13 protein-coding genes and 3 pseudogenes are annotated in these 13,384 nt (G+C 60.7%); 5 read left to right on the forward strand and 11 right to left on the reverse strand.

Translation table 11 applies throughout. The features are described 5' to 3' along the window. The 3 pseudogenes from CWO89_RS30825 to CWO89_RS49235 form a co-directional block, all read right to left on the reverse strand. A pseudogene (locus tag CWO89_RS30825) lies at window positions 1–669 on the reverse strand (class I SAM-dependent methyltransferase); the annotation flags it as partial. A gap of 98 nt (window positions 670–767) precedes the next feature. After that, window positions 768–1,161: pseudogene (locus CWO89_RS30830) on the reverse strand (DUF3085 domain-containing protein); the annotation flags it as partial. Window positions 1,162–1,172: 11 nt separating this feature from the next. After that, a pseudogene (locus CWO89_RS49235) lies at window positions 1,173–1,773 on the reverse strand (DUF1419 domain-containing protein). 731 nt (window positions 1,774–2,504) lie between these two features. Here CWO89_RS49235 and CWO89_RS30840 point away from each other — a divergent pair. Beyond that, the gene (locus CWO89_RS30840) at window positions 2,505–2,693 is read left to right on the forward strand and encodes a hypothetical protein (RefSeq protein ID WP_130228683.1); all 189 of its coding nucleotides are present in this window, start codon (window positions 2,505–2,507) and stop codon (window positions 2,691–2,693) included. A gap of 46 nt (window positions 2,694–2,739) precedes the next feature. Here CWO89_RS30840 and CWO89_RS30845 read toward each other — a convergent pair whose 3' ends face one another. The 5 genes from CWO89_RS30845 to CWO89_RS48225 form a co-directional block, all read right to left on the reverse strand. Continuing rightward, window positions 2,740–2,922 carry a hypothetical protein gene (locus tag CWO89_RS30845; protein ID WP_130228682.1) on the reverse strand — a complete coding sequence of 61 codons (183 nt, stop codon included), beginning with the start codon at window positions 2,920–2,922 and terminating at the stop codon, window positions 2,740–2,742. Between the two features lie 60 nt (window positions 2,923–2,982). After that, window positions 2,983–3,924, reverse strand: a complete 942-nt coding sequence (locus tag CWO89_RS30850) for a DUF3991 and toprim domain-containing protein (protein ID WP_130228687.1) — start codon at window positions 3,922–3,924, stop codon at window positions 2,983–2,985. A gap of 226 nt (window positions 3,925–4,150) precedes the next feature. Next, window positions 4,151–4,333: a hypothetical protein gene (locus CWO89_RS30855; protein WP_130228681.1), complete on the reverse strand. Its 183-nt coding sequence runs from the start codon at window positions 4,331–4,333 to the stop codon at window positions 4,151–4,153. Between the two features lie 798 nt (window positions 4,334–5,131). Then, window positions 5,132–5,860: a class I SAM-dependent methyltransferase gene (locus CWO89_RS30860; protein ID WP_130228680.1), complete on the reverse strand. Its 729-nt coding sequence runs from the start codon at window positions 5,858–5,860 to the stop codon at window positions 5,132–5,134. 257 nt (window positions 5,861–6,117) lie between these two features. Beyond that, the gene (locus CWO89_RS48225) at window positions 6,118–6,291 is read right to left on the reverse strand and encodes a recombinase family protein (protein WP_245474955.1); all 174 of its coding nucleotides are present in this window, start codon (window positions 6,289–6,291) and stop codon (window positions 6,118–6,120) included. A gap of 290 nt (window positions 6,292–6,581) precedes the next feature. On the opposite strand from CWO89_RS48225, the gene CWO89_RS30870 reads away from it, so the two are divergent. The 3 genes from CWO89_RS30870 to CWO89_RS30880 all read left to right on the forward strand — a co-directional run bounded on the left by CWO89_RS30870 (window position 6,582) and on the right by CWO89_RS30880 (window position 9,583). Further along, a complete protein-coding gene (locus tag CWO89_RS30870; protein ID WP_130228679.1) occupies window positions 6,582–7,325 on the forward strand; it encodes a DUF6088 family protein in 744 nt (247 codons plus the stop codon). Further along, a complete protein-coding gene (locus CWO89_RS30875; RefSeq protein ID WP_130228678.1) occupies window positions 7,306–8,418 on the forward strand; it encodes a nucleotidyl transferase AbiEii/AbiGii toxin family protein in 1,113 nt (370 codons plus the stop codon). The genes CWO89_RS30870 and CWO89_RS30875 overlap by 20 nt, the downstream gene beginning before the upstream one ends. Window positions 8,419–8,479: 61 nt before the next feature. Next, complete coding sequence (locus CWO89_RS30880; protein WP_130228677.1) at window positions 8,480–9,583, forward strand: hypothetical protein; 1,104 nt, start codon at window positions 8,480–8,482, stop codon at window positions 9,581–9,583. Window positions 9,584–9,855: 272 nt separating this feature from the next. Here the strand turns inward: CWO89_RS30880 and CWO89_RS30885 are convergent, their stop codons facing one another. Beyond that, entirely contained in the window at window positions 9,856–10,674 is an 819-nt protein-coding gene (locus tag CWO89_RS30885; RefSeq protein ID WP_130228676.1) for an aminotransferase-like domain-containing protein, read from the reverse strand. 393 nt (window positions 10,675–11,067) lie between these two features. Here CWO89_RS30885 and CWO89_RS30890 point away from each other — a divergent pair, with 393 nt between their 5' ends. Continuing rightward, on the forward strand, window positions 11,068–11,838 hold the full coding sequence (locus CWO89_RS30890) for a DMT family transporter (protein WP_283813302.1): 771 nt from the start codon (window positions 11,068–11,070) through the stop codon (window positions 11,836–11,838). 543 nt (window positions 11,839–12,381) lie between these two features. Here CWO89_RS30890 and CWO89_RS30895 read toward each other — a convergent pair. Continuing rightward, the gene (locus CWO89_RS30895; RefSeq protein ID WP_130228674.1) at window positions 12,382–12,972 is read right to left on the reverse strand and encodes a nucleotidyl transferase AbiEii/AbiGii toxin family protein; all 591 of its coding nucleotides are present in this window, start codon (window positions 12,970–12,972) and stop codon (window positions 12,382–12,384) included. A gap of 90 nt (window positions 12,973–13,062) precedes the next feature. Continuing rightward, a partial coding sequence (locus tag CWO89_RS30900) for a transposase (RefSeq protein ID WP_165421404.1) occupies window positions 13,063–13,384 on the reverse strand: 322 nt, incomplete at its 5' end.

A 13,384-nucleotide genomic window follows, 5' to 3' on the forward strand; every position in this document is an offset into this window, starting at 1 on the left:
GAGCTCGATCCCGGTGACATGCGAGGCCTCGCGGACTCCCTCCTGCATCAGCGCCGGAAACAGCCCTGTGCCGATACCGGGCTCAAGCACGCGACCGCCGCGCCAGCCCAGACGCTGCAGGCCCGCCCAGATGGCGCGGACGATGAACTCCGGCGTGAAATGCGCGTACTGGGTACAGCGCGCGAGCGAGGCGTGGTCGAGATCGCCGACGGCATCCTCAAGGTCTATTCCGATCGCCTCCCACCCCTTGCGAAACTCGGCCTCGCCCGGCCGCCGGAACACGAAGTTCGCAAGTTCGGACGCGCCGAATCCGGTGAAGCGGATCAGCTGCTCCTGTTCCTCAGGCGTAGCCGCCCGCTCATCGGCCTCGATGGCGGCGGCAAGCCGGATCGCGGTGATGTTATCGCGGGCGCGATCCTTCCAGCCCTTCGCCAGGGCGCGGTCGCCGGGGAGATGGAAGTTCGCGCCGCGCGTGCGGCGAGCGGATGACGCAGAAACCGGGGCCGCCGCGACCTGCGTCGCGGGGGCTGGTGTCGATGGATCGGGATCGTCGTCATCGTCCGGCTCGGCGGTACCGACGCCGGCGAAAGCGGTGACGCCGAGGCCGAGGCCGGACGACAGCGCTGTATTGCCGAACAGGTCGAGGGTGAAGGGATCGTCTTGCGCCATTGGAAATCTCCTTGTGATGAGGGCGCAGGTGCCGTCGTCCCGCCGAGCTCGCTCGGCGGGTGCGGATGGTCACGGTGGATTGGGGATGGGAGGCGCTCGCGCACGATGAGCGACAGCGAGACGTCGGTCTCGCTCAGCTGCACCCGCAGATGCGTGTAGCGAAAATCACGATTGACGAGAGGGATGAGCCGCTCGGCTTCGATGAACTCGATGCCGTCATCGCCGCCGAAATGGCGGCGCTTGTAGTCGAACCAGTCCGGATTGCCGACCGGATGGCATTCCTCGGAATAGACCACAAGCGGGCGAGCGCCATCGCTGAGCTTGCCGTTCGACATGATGTAGACGCCGTTGTCACCGACACCAAAGACCGGGCTTCTCGCCCTCCCCAGGCTTTTGGCCGTAATAGGGATTGCGGAACCCGCCATTGGCGGCGGCGTCGGATTTTCCGCGCTCGATGACCGTGCGGACGGCGGGGATGGGGAATGTGAACATTACCACCTCCCTCACGCCGCGATCGCGTCAGGCAGGTAGCGCAGATGCACCGGCAGTTTCACGGCGATCTCTGCGCCAGTCAGCTGGTCGAGCAGCTTCAGCACCGTGCCGCGCTGGCCGCCGTAGACCAGCACCGTGCGCTCGCCGCGCAGATGCTCGGCCCAGCGTTCTCCGGCATAGCCGCGATAATCATCATGCGTGCTCGACCAGATGTGCTCGAGCCGCTCTTCCCGCGTCATCGCTTTCACGGGTCGCGATTCACGCTCGATGATCGCCTGCTTCATGCGCTCCGGCGAGCCGCGATCCGAGAGATCGCAATAGCCATGGAAGAACCGCTTGCGGCCGTCGACCAAAAGCGAGAAGAAGACGCTTGTGACCGCCAGTCATGAATTCGCGCATCGCGAACATGTCGGCGCGCATCCAGAGCGGCGGCAGGATCTCGAACATATGGTCGTGGTCGGCCTGACCGATCTCGAACCACTCGCCGCGATAGAGAACGCTGTCGTCATTCTCGGAGCGGTTCGGCCGCTGCGCGTGGCGATCGAACATGCGGAACATCTGCCGGCGGTCGGCGATCTCCTGATAAACCTTGCGGATCGGAGAGAGGGTCATGAGCGGGCTCCTTTCAGCCTCGTCGGGCTGAAGCGCGGCTCATCATTCCGATTCCGCCATCGTCTTCAGCCCTTCCTGACCCCTCCTCCGCGGCCACCTCACCGACCGGCCGGGTCAAGGGCCGCGGCACGCGGGCGAAGCTTCACCCTTGACGCGGCCGGCGGGCATGCGGCAGCCGGGCTTTCCTTTCCCTCCTCTCGATCTTCATCTTGCTGCCGGGATGTAGCTGTTCGTTCCAATCCTCTGCGGCAGGCCGTAGCCGCTCGTAGTCGCAGCTGACTTCCTGCGCGACGGCCGCGAGCCGCTCGGCATAGACCTCCCCTGCCGATTGTTGTCGGTCGGCGACCACCGTGCGACCGGCCGCGCGCTCAGCGCTCGAATGGCGGCGACCGCCGCCGGCGCTCAGCCGCCTTCCGTGCTCTCCTGGATTATCTCGACGTAGCTTCTGGCTCGATGGGCCGAAATGCCGGTCGATCAGGCGTCGAAGTTCTTGCCTGAAAAGTTCTCAGTTCAAGACGACGTTCAGCTCCCCTATCAGCTCACACTCGGCGCGAAGCGCCCGAGGCGAATCCGTGATTGTCAATGCAGCAATTTGCAGGCCACGTTTGCGGAACGTGAGACGTAGGCTGGTCATTACCAGCCCGCATGATATGTCGGCGGGTGGCGGCCTCGGCCAAAGCTCAGACACTTCGACCGGGGCCGCTCTTTCGCCCATTCTCATCAGGGATTCTATGCCAAACTCCAAAAAGAAGAGGCCAGTCATCCGGCGGGAATACACCAAGGATGATCTGAAGGCGCTCAAGGCACACTCGAAGGCCAGGACGCCTATCGCCAAGATCTCGAAGCAAATGAAGCGCACGGTGCCGGCGCTTCGGGCCAAGGCGCATCAGCTCGGCATCGGGCTCGGCCACCAGCGCTGAGCCCACGGCGGCGGGGGAGTGGCTGAAGATCAGCGCGAAATGCTCGCTACAATTCGCAGGCGTCGACCTCCTCGTCCGGGAACTTCTCGGACTCGAGGTCGAGCCTATCCTTCGCCTCTTCCAGCTCTCCAGTGATCAGGACGTAGTCTTCGAACGTGCTCGACGAGCTGATGTGCTTTTCGATCAACCGCCGCAGCTCGACCCTGAACTGATGTTTACTGAAGGTCATTCGTCTCCTCCGCACCGCCCAACGCCGGGCCTGGTTCTTTAACAGCGCGAAGCGCTCACCCTAGCATGCGGCAGCCGGGTTTTCTTTCTCGTCCCCCTGCTTCTTCCTCTTGCTGCTCGGATGCAGCTGTTCATTCCAGTCCTCCGGCGCGGGCCGCAGCCGCTCATAGTCGCAGCCCACCTCCTGCGCGATGGCCACGAGCCGATTGGCATAAACCTCTCCCTGCCGATTGTTATCGGTCGCCGCGACGAGCCGTGCGCCCGGCTGCGCGCTCAGCGCTCGAATGGCGGCGACCGTGGCCGGCGCCCAGCCGCCGCCGGTGCTCAGATAAAGAGTATCAGGCCGCTGGTCTTCGATCGCCGCCAAGCTCATGGCGTCGATCGCGGCCTCGGTGATGCAGAGCCGGGCCGCGTTCGCCGGTCCTAAACGAAACAGCACCTTGCCGCCGCCGCTGGCGAAGCCGCGCCATTGCGGACCGCGCTCCTCCCAGCCTGTGACCACGCCGTCAATGTCGAGATGCGCCGCCCACATGCTGCCGTGAGGGCCTTCACGCAACCGGTCATGCCGGACCGCAGCGCGGATGACGGCTTCCGGGATTGCACGCTCGTCGCGCAGATAGCGCCAGGTCATAGAACCTGGCCAAGGCTTGCTCCGCGCGCGCCAGCGATCAGCAGCAGCAGCAGCCGCATCGTGCGCGCGGGATTCTCGCGTCCAGACGGGCTCCGCCGGCACAAAGCCGACCAGGTCGGACACTCGCTGCAGCGCCTCGGGAAACGCGATGCCATCGAGATGCTCCACCAGCGAGAAGACGTCGCCTCTGGCGTCGGATAACGCGTCGAACCAGCCCCTCCCCAGATGGATCACGATGATGATGTGGCCGCCGCGGCGATATTTGACTGCTTTGCGTGTGCTTTCCTTCAGATCGATCATAAAGCCGGCCTTCTCGAGCACGGCGGCGCAGGGCACGCGATTTTTCAGCTCTTCGATATCCTTTTTTTCCATCTCCACTTCCCGGCGCACTGCCGCGCCGGACCTTTCCCGCTTGAATTTCTTATCTCCCGCAGCTTGCGGGACCACTCGCCCCTGCCGCGAAGAGCGAAGGGGGCAAGGGCGCGGCTGGCAATTGATGAATTATGCGGGCCACCCGGCATCATCGCGTCGGCCGGCAGCGGCGCAGCCTCCCTTGCGGCCGCCCGCTCGCCAGCGGCACACAAGGGTAAAACCCGGCTCAATGAGCCGGGCTGACCTCGTGTGGATCGTATTCGTGCACAACAGTGACATCGGCATCGTCGAGTTCGTCGCTCGGCATCACGCCGTATGCGCCATCGACCTTGAAGAGCGTGATCGGGACCATCAGGGTGCGGGCGAGCTCGAAGGCGTTGGACTGGGCCAGGGAAAGATCGTGCGACATTTGAGGGCTCCATCGTAAGCGAGGCCGATCCCCGCTCGATGGCGTCCCTCAGTGTCCTCAACCGGCCGCGATCACCGCGAAGCCGAAGGCGCAGCGGCGGCATGCTCCCATAGCCGACCCCTTGAGGGTTGATCGTGGAAGGCCGGGCGGAGGACCAGGAAAGCCATCCATAGAGAGCGGGGTCGCGGCCTGCGCAGTGATTGGCGCCCTCCTGCGCGATCTTTTCCCGGCTGCTGATTCATGGCGTCGCCCTCGGCTGTTGGTCCCGCGTCACGGATGACGTCAAAGCGAGAAATGCATTCGCGGCGGCAAGTGATATTGGCACTGCCGTTCAATCAGTCCTCGCCGCGGACATCCGTTCGGTGCCGAGTCTCGTCCTCGACGAACGCCTGGATCAGTCATCGTGTTGCGTGTGCTCTTCGGGCCGACTTTCGGACAGAAGCGCGGACCAGACAGAAGCCGTAAGCGGCAACGATCGTCACCCGAAGGGCGGAGACGCTTCGCGGCTCCGGTCGCAAGCGAATGCTTGCGGGTAGAGCGTGACCGACCGACAGGGAGGGGCCGCCCAGAATACTTCGCTTGCGCCCGGATAGGAGACATTCCTCCACAAGCCCGCGAAAGTCGCGATGGGCCGATGGCGTAAGGCATCGACATTCCCACCTGCCAGCCTCCAATCGATCAAGCCGCGACGGTGAGACCGTAGAACAGGCCAATGCAGGTCTTGCCATGCCGGCCGAACAGACGTGGTCCTTGGCAGACACCGTTTCACCGCAGTTCGTCCCGCGATTGCACGCCGGATCATCGTTGTGCGGACATCAGCAGCATCATGGGCCGCTCCAACTCCTCCGCCAGTCCCGGATTATCGTTGATCTGCTCTGCCGTCGGAGCGAATTCCACCATATGGCGGATCGTAAATCCGGCCGCGATCAATGTGTTCAGCGTCGTCCCGATCGTCCGATGATATTTGAGAACGCCGTCGGTGAACCAGTTGGTACGGCGTTCACCTTCCATGGCATAGCGGTTCACCGGCCATGTCTTGCGTCCGTCCTCGTCGTTCCACCAGCACGGATGCATGGCGGCCATGTAGATCGGATGCTCGATCGTGAACACGAAGTGCGAGCCCGGCGTGAGAGACCGATGCACCATGCGCACCAGCCGGTCGAAATCCTCGATATAGTGGAAGGTCAAAGCGCTATAGGCGAAGTCGAATGAAGCCAGGGGCAGTTCAAGCACCTCCAGATCCGCAACTCTGTACTTGATCGCAGAGTCGGGGGTGTCCGCCTTTGCCCGCACGATCATCTTTTCGGATATGTCCAGTCCGACCACCGACTGGGCACCATACTCTCGTGTCCAGCGGGCAAACCAGCCGAAGCCACAACCCATGTCAATGATGCGCTTGTCCTTCAGATCGGGCAGCATGGCGCGGATAGCGGGCCATTCTGGTGCTCCGGCGAGACCATGGACCTGCCGCGGAAGCTGGCTGTAGCCGGCGAAGAATTCGGGGTTGTCGTAGATGTTCTGTGCCATTGTTCACTCCATCGTAGTGCCGATGGACGAGGCACACGCATAAAAAAGCCCCGTCCGTCTGAGACAAGGCAAAGCTGCGGGTATGCGATACGTTTATGCTAACGTGATCGGCTTCCCTGCATCCCGCCCGTTGGGATGCCAGCGACCCGAGCAACAATATGCGTATCCGTAAACATGCTGGCATTATTTGATGCCGCGCGATGCCTGTCAACACTGCGCCGCTTCTCACCCTCAATGACCGTGTTCTATCGTTGCGGTCATTCGAGCCAAGTCATGCCAGTGCTTGTCTGCGTCAACATGCGGCCAGCCGGCGTGTTGGTGTCGATCGCAATCCCGCACCCGCCGCTTCGATCTTCTCCCTTTAAGCTGCGTGACAGCGGGTCGAGCTTCCAGGCCACGACGACATCGCCGTCGCGGAGCTGGCCGATCATTTCCTGAAGTTTGGCCGGTGTCCCCCATCGGCCCCACTGGGAGCCTCTTCGAATAGCCGCTTGCACCCTGCGGCGTTGAGCGCGCGAGCCTGTGCCGCATTCGATCGCTCGTCTGCCTTCGACATGCGGGCATGGCCAATCAGATAGATTTGACGTCAATTCGGTCCTTTCGCAACCGGGGAGAAAAATGAGGTCTGACCAACGTTTAAATATATATTCTGGTCAGTAGCTGTTCCGGCTTGCTACTGACCATATTTTATATATAATGTTCGGACAGCTCTTGGTGGCCGATGCCCGACCCCACGTCCGACACTCTCGATCGCATCCATGACCGGATCGCCCAGGCGGCGCCGGCTGGTGTGTGGTCGCGCGCCGATTTTCTCGACATCGGAACGCCGAACGCTGTCGAGAAGGCGCTGCAGCGGCTGACCCTGCGGGGCGACATCCGCCGGCCGTATCGCGGTCTCTATGACAAGCCGGGAACCGGCAAGCTAACCGGAAAGATGGTGTTTCCGCCACGTGCATCTTTCATTGATGCCATTGCACGGCGCGACAAGCTCCGCGTGCTGGTCGACGGCATGACGGCCGCGAACGACCTCGGCTTGACGACGGCCGTTCCGGCGCAGTCGACGATCTATGCCGATACCTATCCGCGGACGATCGAGATCGAGGCGAGCGCCGGTGATCCGCAGGCGACCAAGCCGGTCATCTACAAGCTCGACTTCAAGCGCATTTCGGCCAAGACCGCATTCTGGGCGGGCCGTCCCGCCATGCGCGTGGTCCAGGCACTGACATGGTATCGGGATGAGCGAACGAGCCTCGATGCGGCGGTGAACGGAATCGTCCGGCATCTGTCGCGCGATCCGAACCGGGAAAAACTCGTACAAGATCTACGCGACAACGTCCAAGCGGTCCCGGCGTGGATGTACCCGCTGATCGAAACGATTGCACGTAAGCTCTTCGCGGAGAGTCACAGCGACGGCGACCCGAATCCTGAGGGCGCAAAAGACGGCCATGCAGAAAACGTTCATTGAAATCCTGCGCTCGAGCGTCGACGATCGTCGCACAATCTTCTCGACGGTTGCCGCTTATCTGGAGACAGAGGCGCATAACATCGAGAAGGATCTCTATGTTTGCTGGGTGCTCGACTTCCTGTTCAATCGGCGGGGTGATGATCCCATCGGTCTTTATTTCAAGGGCGGTACAAGCCTCAGCAAGGCGTATGGACTGATCCATCGCTTCTCCGAGGATATCGACATCGGCATCTATAAGGCCGATTTGCACGTCCCGCTGGAAGCCGAGATCGCCGCCCTCTCGTCCGTGAATCAGCAGCAGCGCGCGCTCGCCGATAAAGTCGACGAGGCCGCGCGACTATACATCTCGGGTCCGCTCAAGGACGAGCTAACGAAGGAGATCGCAGCCGTCGAGGAAGCGGCCGACCAGGTGGGACACTTCTCACTCGGCTTCGGCTTCGACACGTATCGCAACAAGGAAGCGCTCGACATTTTAGTGGTCGGCTACAAGAGCGTTTTCGACAGGGGCGACGCGTATGTGCAGGCGGCGGTCCGCATCGAAGGGGGTGCGCGTCCTGATCCTGAGCCGGCCGAGCCTCGCGAGATCGTGCCCTACATCGCTTCGGAAATGCGAGAGGGAATGGACCTCACGGTGAGCAGCGTGACAACGGTCAAGCCCGAGCGGACCTTCTGGGAGAAGGTGCTGATCCTGCACGCAATGACCGAAATGATCGAGAAGCGAAGCGCGGAAGGAAAGCCCGACCGTCCGGTGCCCAATCTCAATCGCTACTCGCGCCACTATTACGACGTACACCAAATCTGGAGCCACCCGGACTATGGCGTGGCCACGGCGTCAATGCGCGATCTTGCGGAAGCCTGCCGGCAGCACAAGGAGCTTATGTTTCGGGCGCCGGATCACCGCTACGATCGCGCCGTGCCGGGCAGCTATCGCCTCGTCCCGACTGCAGACATGCGGGCCAAGCTCGCCGCCGACTATGAACGGATGTCGGCGATGATTTTCGGCACGCCGCCCACCTTTGCGGACGTCATGGCGAGCATCGAGGCCCTCGAGCTGCACCTGAACACTGCACCAGGCGGACCTCCCAATGCATAGAAGGAGGTTGTGCCGAGAAAAACGCACAGCACTCGGCGGGGCACAATGATAGGATCAAGGCATGAGTGAAGTTCCAGAGAACGACCCAGTGCGACTGCCCGATCCCGCCTCGATCGAGGCGGTCCTCGCACGTCTTCCGACCGGAGCTGACGAAGCGGCGCTGGCGGCGGCGCTCACAGAGGCATTTCCGGGATTTCCGTTTTCGACGACGGACACCGACGACCAGTATTGGCGGGACACGCGCTCGGTGATCGCTGCCGACGGGACACGGATTGCAGAATACCGGCCGTGGATGGAGGCCGAGCTTGCCAAGGACAACGGCGACATTGGCGCCCTTTGGACTCGATTGCGCGAGAGCGACCTTCAGATTTCGGAATGGCACGGCAACAGCGTGTACGCCTTCGCGCCGACTGGACCGGGCGCGGCGGACTATGTGCAAATCCGTCTCGGCCGGGAAGTCGAATGGCGCGCCGGGCCGATCGTCAATCCGACGTACCGCCCTTGGGGCAAGGGCGAATTACTCGATCCATCATGGATCACACACCAAGATATGTCCGACGACAAGGTAATCGCCGGTCCGCTCTATCGGATGCTTGGGCGCGCGGGCAGCAGCGTCGTCCATGTCCGGAGCTTCCTGACGCGGCGTGCCCGCCTCGAGCGCGAGAAGCGCGAGGCGCAGCGGCCGGAGATGGAGCGCCGTGTAGTGCGGGAAGTGACGCGGCAGGGCACGACCGAGACGCCGTTCCTGGAACTGGTGCCGGACTGGTTCGAGTACGTGCCACGGGAGAATCGCTTCTTCCAGGATTGGGAACAATCAAGCGCTTCGGCCGAGCGGGTCTACGCGCACTGGGCGCTCGACATTTACGACTACGACGACAAAGGCACGCGCGAGGTCGGTTTCGTGCCGCGCCCGCTGCATCTGCCGGAAGAGAGGCTCATCGCTGGCGACGCCTCGGTTCATATTCTGATGGATCGCGTTGAAGCCATCGACCGTGAGGTCGGCGTCCCATTTGGTTGGTTCTTCTTGATGACCCATGGTAGTCGGGTTGAGCCAGAGGTTGGTCAAGCGATCGCCAAGGGCCTGCGTGACCAGCGCGTGGTCTTGCCCGATCGGGATGATGCGCGCGTGCTGCTGCGCTGGGCCGAACGATCTTACGGATTCTGACGCGACATGTTCTCCGAATCAAGTTCATCTTGGCGGACCGGACACGACCGAGCGAGGCTCATCGATCTCCGTTGGTGAAGATGCGAAATCCTTGACACCCGCCGGAACCCTCGTCTAGGAGCCAAGCGGCGTGAGGTTTCGGTCCGGAGCTGACCGCACACTGCCTTCCAACGAGCTCCCCAATTCGTTAGCACCTCATTGATAGCATTGTCACGCCGATCTCGGCAGCAATGGGATGTAGACCAATCGCGTGAAGGGGGTCTTGCCGTCTGTTAGGGTTCGGCACGAGCCTGAGCGAAATAGTCCAGGCATTCGCGAAGCGAGTCGACGGAGCGCGATACTTGTACCTCGGTGGCGAAGTTCGCATAACCTAGAAGCAGGCCTTGCTTGGGTTCAGCGCTGACATACCGCGATGAGAGGCTCGATACGCTTAAGCCCTTCTGGCCGGCGAGCTCGCAAATTGCGACGTCTGTAGACGGTCCATCGATCGTGGCGAAGATCTGGAGACCGCAGCTCTTTCGACAGACGGAGATTCGATGGCCGAGCTGAGCGGTCAGCGCATCGATCACCATTTTACTCCGGGCTGCGCAGATACTGCGCGATCTCTTCAGATGAAGGGCGAAATGACCCTCAGCGATGAAGGCTGTCAAGACCTTCTGCTGCAATAGCGAAATCCCGTCCAGCAGAGACTTTGCGGCTCGCCTCAGGGGGGCGACGGCCTCATCTGGGCACACGATATAGGCGACCCTCAAACTCGGGTGGAGTGTCTTACTGAACGTGCCAAGATAAAACGTGCGGCCATAGGCGTCCAAATTGTGCAAGGTTGGCAGGTGCTTGCCTTCAAAGCAAAACTCGTTGTCATAGTCGTCTTCCACGATCCAGGCACCCGCCTCCCTTGCCCAATCGATCAGTGCAGTTCTCCTGCGTAATGACATGCAAACACCAAGTGGGCTCTGCTTGGTGGGAGTTGTGACAGCCATCCGGGCGTGAAAGGCACTTTGATAACCATCGTCGACGCTGATTCCTTCGGAGTCCACAGCAACAGGGACAGCCCGCATTCGAAGCTGTTCAACTATTGCAGATGTCGGCAAATATCCGGGATCCTCGATTCAAATCGAGCTATCGGAAGGGACCAGTGCATTCAGGAGCAGGCTCAAAGACTGTCGGTACCCGCTGGTGATGAAGACCTGGTGTGTCCCGCTCCGAATTCCGCGCGCGACGCCCAAATAGCCAGAGATTCAGGCGAGGTGTTGGCGGAGGTTGCGACTTCTTTTGCCAGGAGAGCGTTGCTGCGCGTCGCGAGCGATTCGACGGCGCGCGCTATCAGTTCAAATAAAGGCACACCCGACACGCCCAGTCCGCATAAGTTTTTTTGCTGCGTAGGGCGAAAAAATTTCGGGCAAGGTCGACGACGTCCGAAAGTGCAATCCACGATTGTATATGTTAAAGCTCGGCGGTGCAGTCTCCGGTATCAGTCGAGAATGATGATTAGCGCGTCCCTGAAAAATTGGCTTACGCTAGACTTTGTCACGAGACGGGATTTCGTTGGTACAGGTCTGGGCCTCGCTGCGATCGCGTGCATTTCGGTCCGGCCTGTGCTCGTGAAGCTGGCTTATGTCGAGCTTCAAGACCCGATCACGATCCTGGCAATGCGAATGGCGTATTGTTGGCCGATCGCCTTAGTGCTTCTGCTTGTTTCCGGGCGTCAGATGCAACAAACGAGTCCTGCCGCTCTCACAATAAGAGAAAAGTCACTCCTGGTCCTGATGGGATTTTCCGGGTTTTACGTGTCAAGCTATTTGGACTTTTGGAGTCTGGAGTTTCTTTCGGCAGGAACCAGTCGCCTCATAACGTACAGCTATCCAAGTTTCGTGATGGTATTTTCCATCCTGATTTTGAGACGATGGCCAACAATTTCTGAGGTTGGTGCGCTCATCATCACCTATGCAGGGTTCTTGGCGCTCTTGGTCGGTGGTGCGTCAGTTGCCGGACCGGAAGCGGCCACGTTCGACAAACACTTCATGGAATGGTCGCCCGAGGAGGACGCACTGCGGATCGCGGCTGACCTCGTCAATGATCCGTCGATGCCGATTGATACCGGGCAGGTCGCTCAGCGCGATGGATGGGAACCGAGGCGGATGAATCCGGCACTGACCTATCTTTTGGCGAGAAAGCTGATCGTCGACTATCAGGTGCTTGCCAGTCAGTACAACTCGATCCGCGTCGTGAAGACGGAGCCACACGCCGCTTCGTAAAAGCCGAAGCTGATTGAGTTCGCGGTCAAGGTAGCCATTCAGTCGAGAGATTTGAATAGCCGCACCTAGCGCGATGTAGGCGCGGCAAAACCTTCTGGATTAGATCTGCAGAACCTGATCCCCAAACCGGTCCCCAGGAGGCTCTGCAACCAATTATCTTGAATAATATCGTTATTTCAGTCGGTTAAGATAGATTTTCAGGCGTCATTTTGGAGGGCTATAGCGTAAACGTAGTTCTCATCATCGCCCCGGTGCGGTGCGCCATTTCGGCCCCAGCAGTGAATTCAAACCGCGCTTTTGAACGGCCGCATACCGTTATAGTCGGTGTGTCCGTTCTCCTTGACGGTCGAGGGTGAGTTCTTCCAGTTAAGCATTTGGTAGGGTGCGCCGCGGAGGCGGCCACGAGTGCGGGCTAGGCCAGAGGAGCCTTGATTACTCTGCGTGTTTATGCCGACTGCCGAACGATCCGGAATGGGTACATGCGTTCCAATTACATAACGAAGATCGGCGCCTTGTGCCGGTAGCGCGGCGTGTTCGAGGTTCCTATTTCGGGTCCGGGATAACTTGGGCGATTTCCTTCATGCGTTGGAGACACGTGCTCGCAAGCGGCCGCCACTCATCGGCGATAGCGAGTTCATCGAGCTGCTGTCGCAGGAATTCTTCTAATATCCCGGATAGCCTGCCGGAGATTCCGGCCTTCAGGTGAGCCACGTAGTGGAGATTATCGCGCAGCAAATCAGGGAAAAGGGAATCGACGACGACGATATCGAGGACATCGCGTATTTTGAGCATGCTCCCTCGGTAGTTCAGCTTCTTGAGCGCGATTTCGACTGGATGTTCTACTTTTATCGTGTGCGAGGTGCCCGGCCTGACTTCGATGGTTTTGGATTCGACAGGAAGCTCGGTCACCGACCCGGCGACGATGAAGTCGATTTCACCCTCTGAATAGATGAGCTTGAGATAGTGAGCTGCTTCGTCGTAGACCTCGCATGCCCAGACTTCTTCGCCTCCGAGGCGCGGCGACATTAAAGCGATGTATTGCGGATCGTCGATGAAGGCGTCGATGTCCTTGCTGAGGCGGTGTCCGCTGTGGATCTTGGTTGTGTGCAAACGGGACGCGGCCGTGGTCGACAATCGTTGCAGGCCACGCGTTCCAACGTCCGATAGCCGGCCAAGGTGGATAGAGGGACGCGTTATCGCGCTTTTGGACGCACTTTCCGGCCTTCAGGCGGCGCGGATGGCTGCAATCAGGCGCGGTTTGCCGACGATGTTCATCACCCGTGTGAGGTTATAAGCGAGAACATGCAGCGCCATCTCGGCGGCGACATTCCTTAGGCGCTTCATCAGGAAGTGCGTCGCACCCATACGGGCTTTGATCGTGCCGAAGGGATGCTCAACCGTCTCGCGCCGCGTCCGCATGGCGTCGGGATTGGAATCGAGCCGTCTCTGGACCTCCTCGACCACATGCTCATGCTCCCAGCGCGTGATGCGGCGCTCCTTGGACGGCGTGCATTGGCTCTTGATCGCGCAGCCTTGGCACGCCGCC

It is taken from the genome of Bradyrhizobium sp. Leo170, assembly GCF_004296405.1.
GTDB lineage: Bacteria > Pseudomonadota > Alphaproteobacteria > Rhizobiales > Xanthobacteraceae > Bradyrhizobium.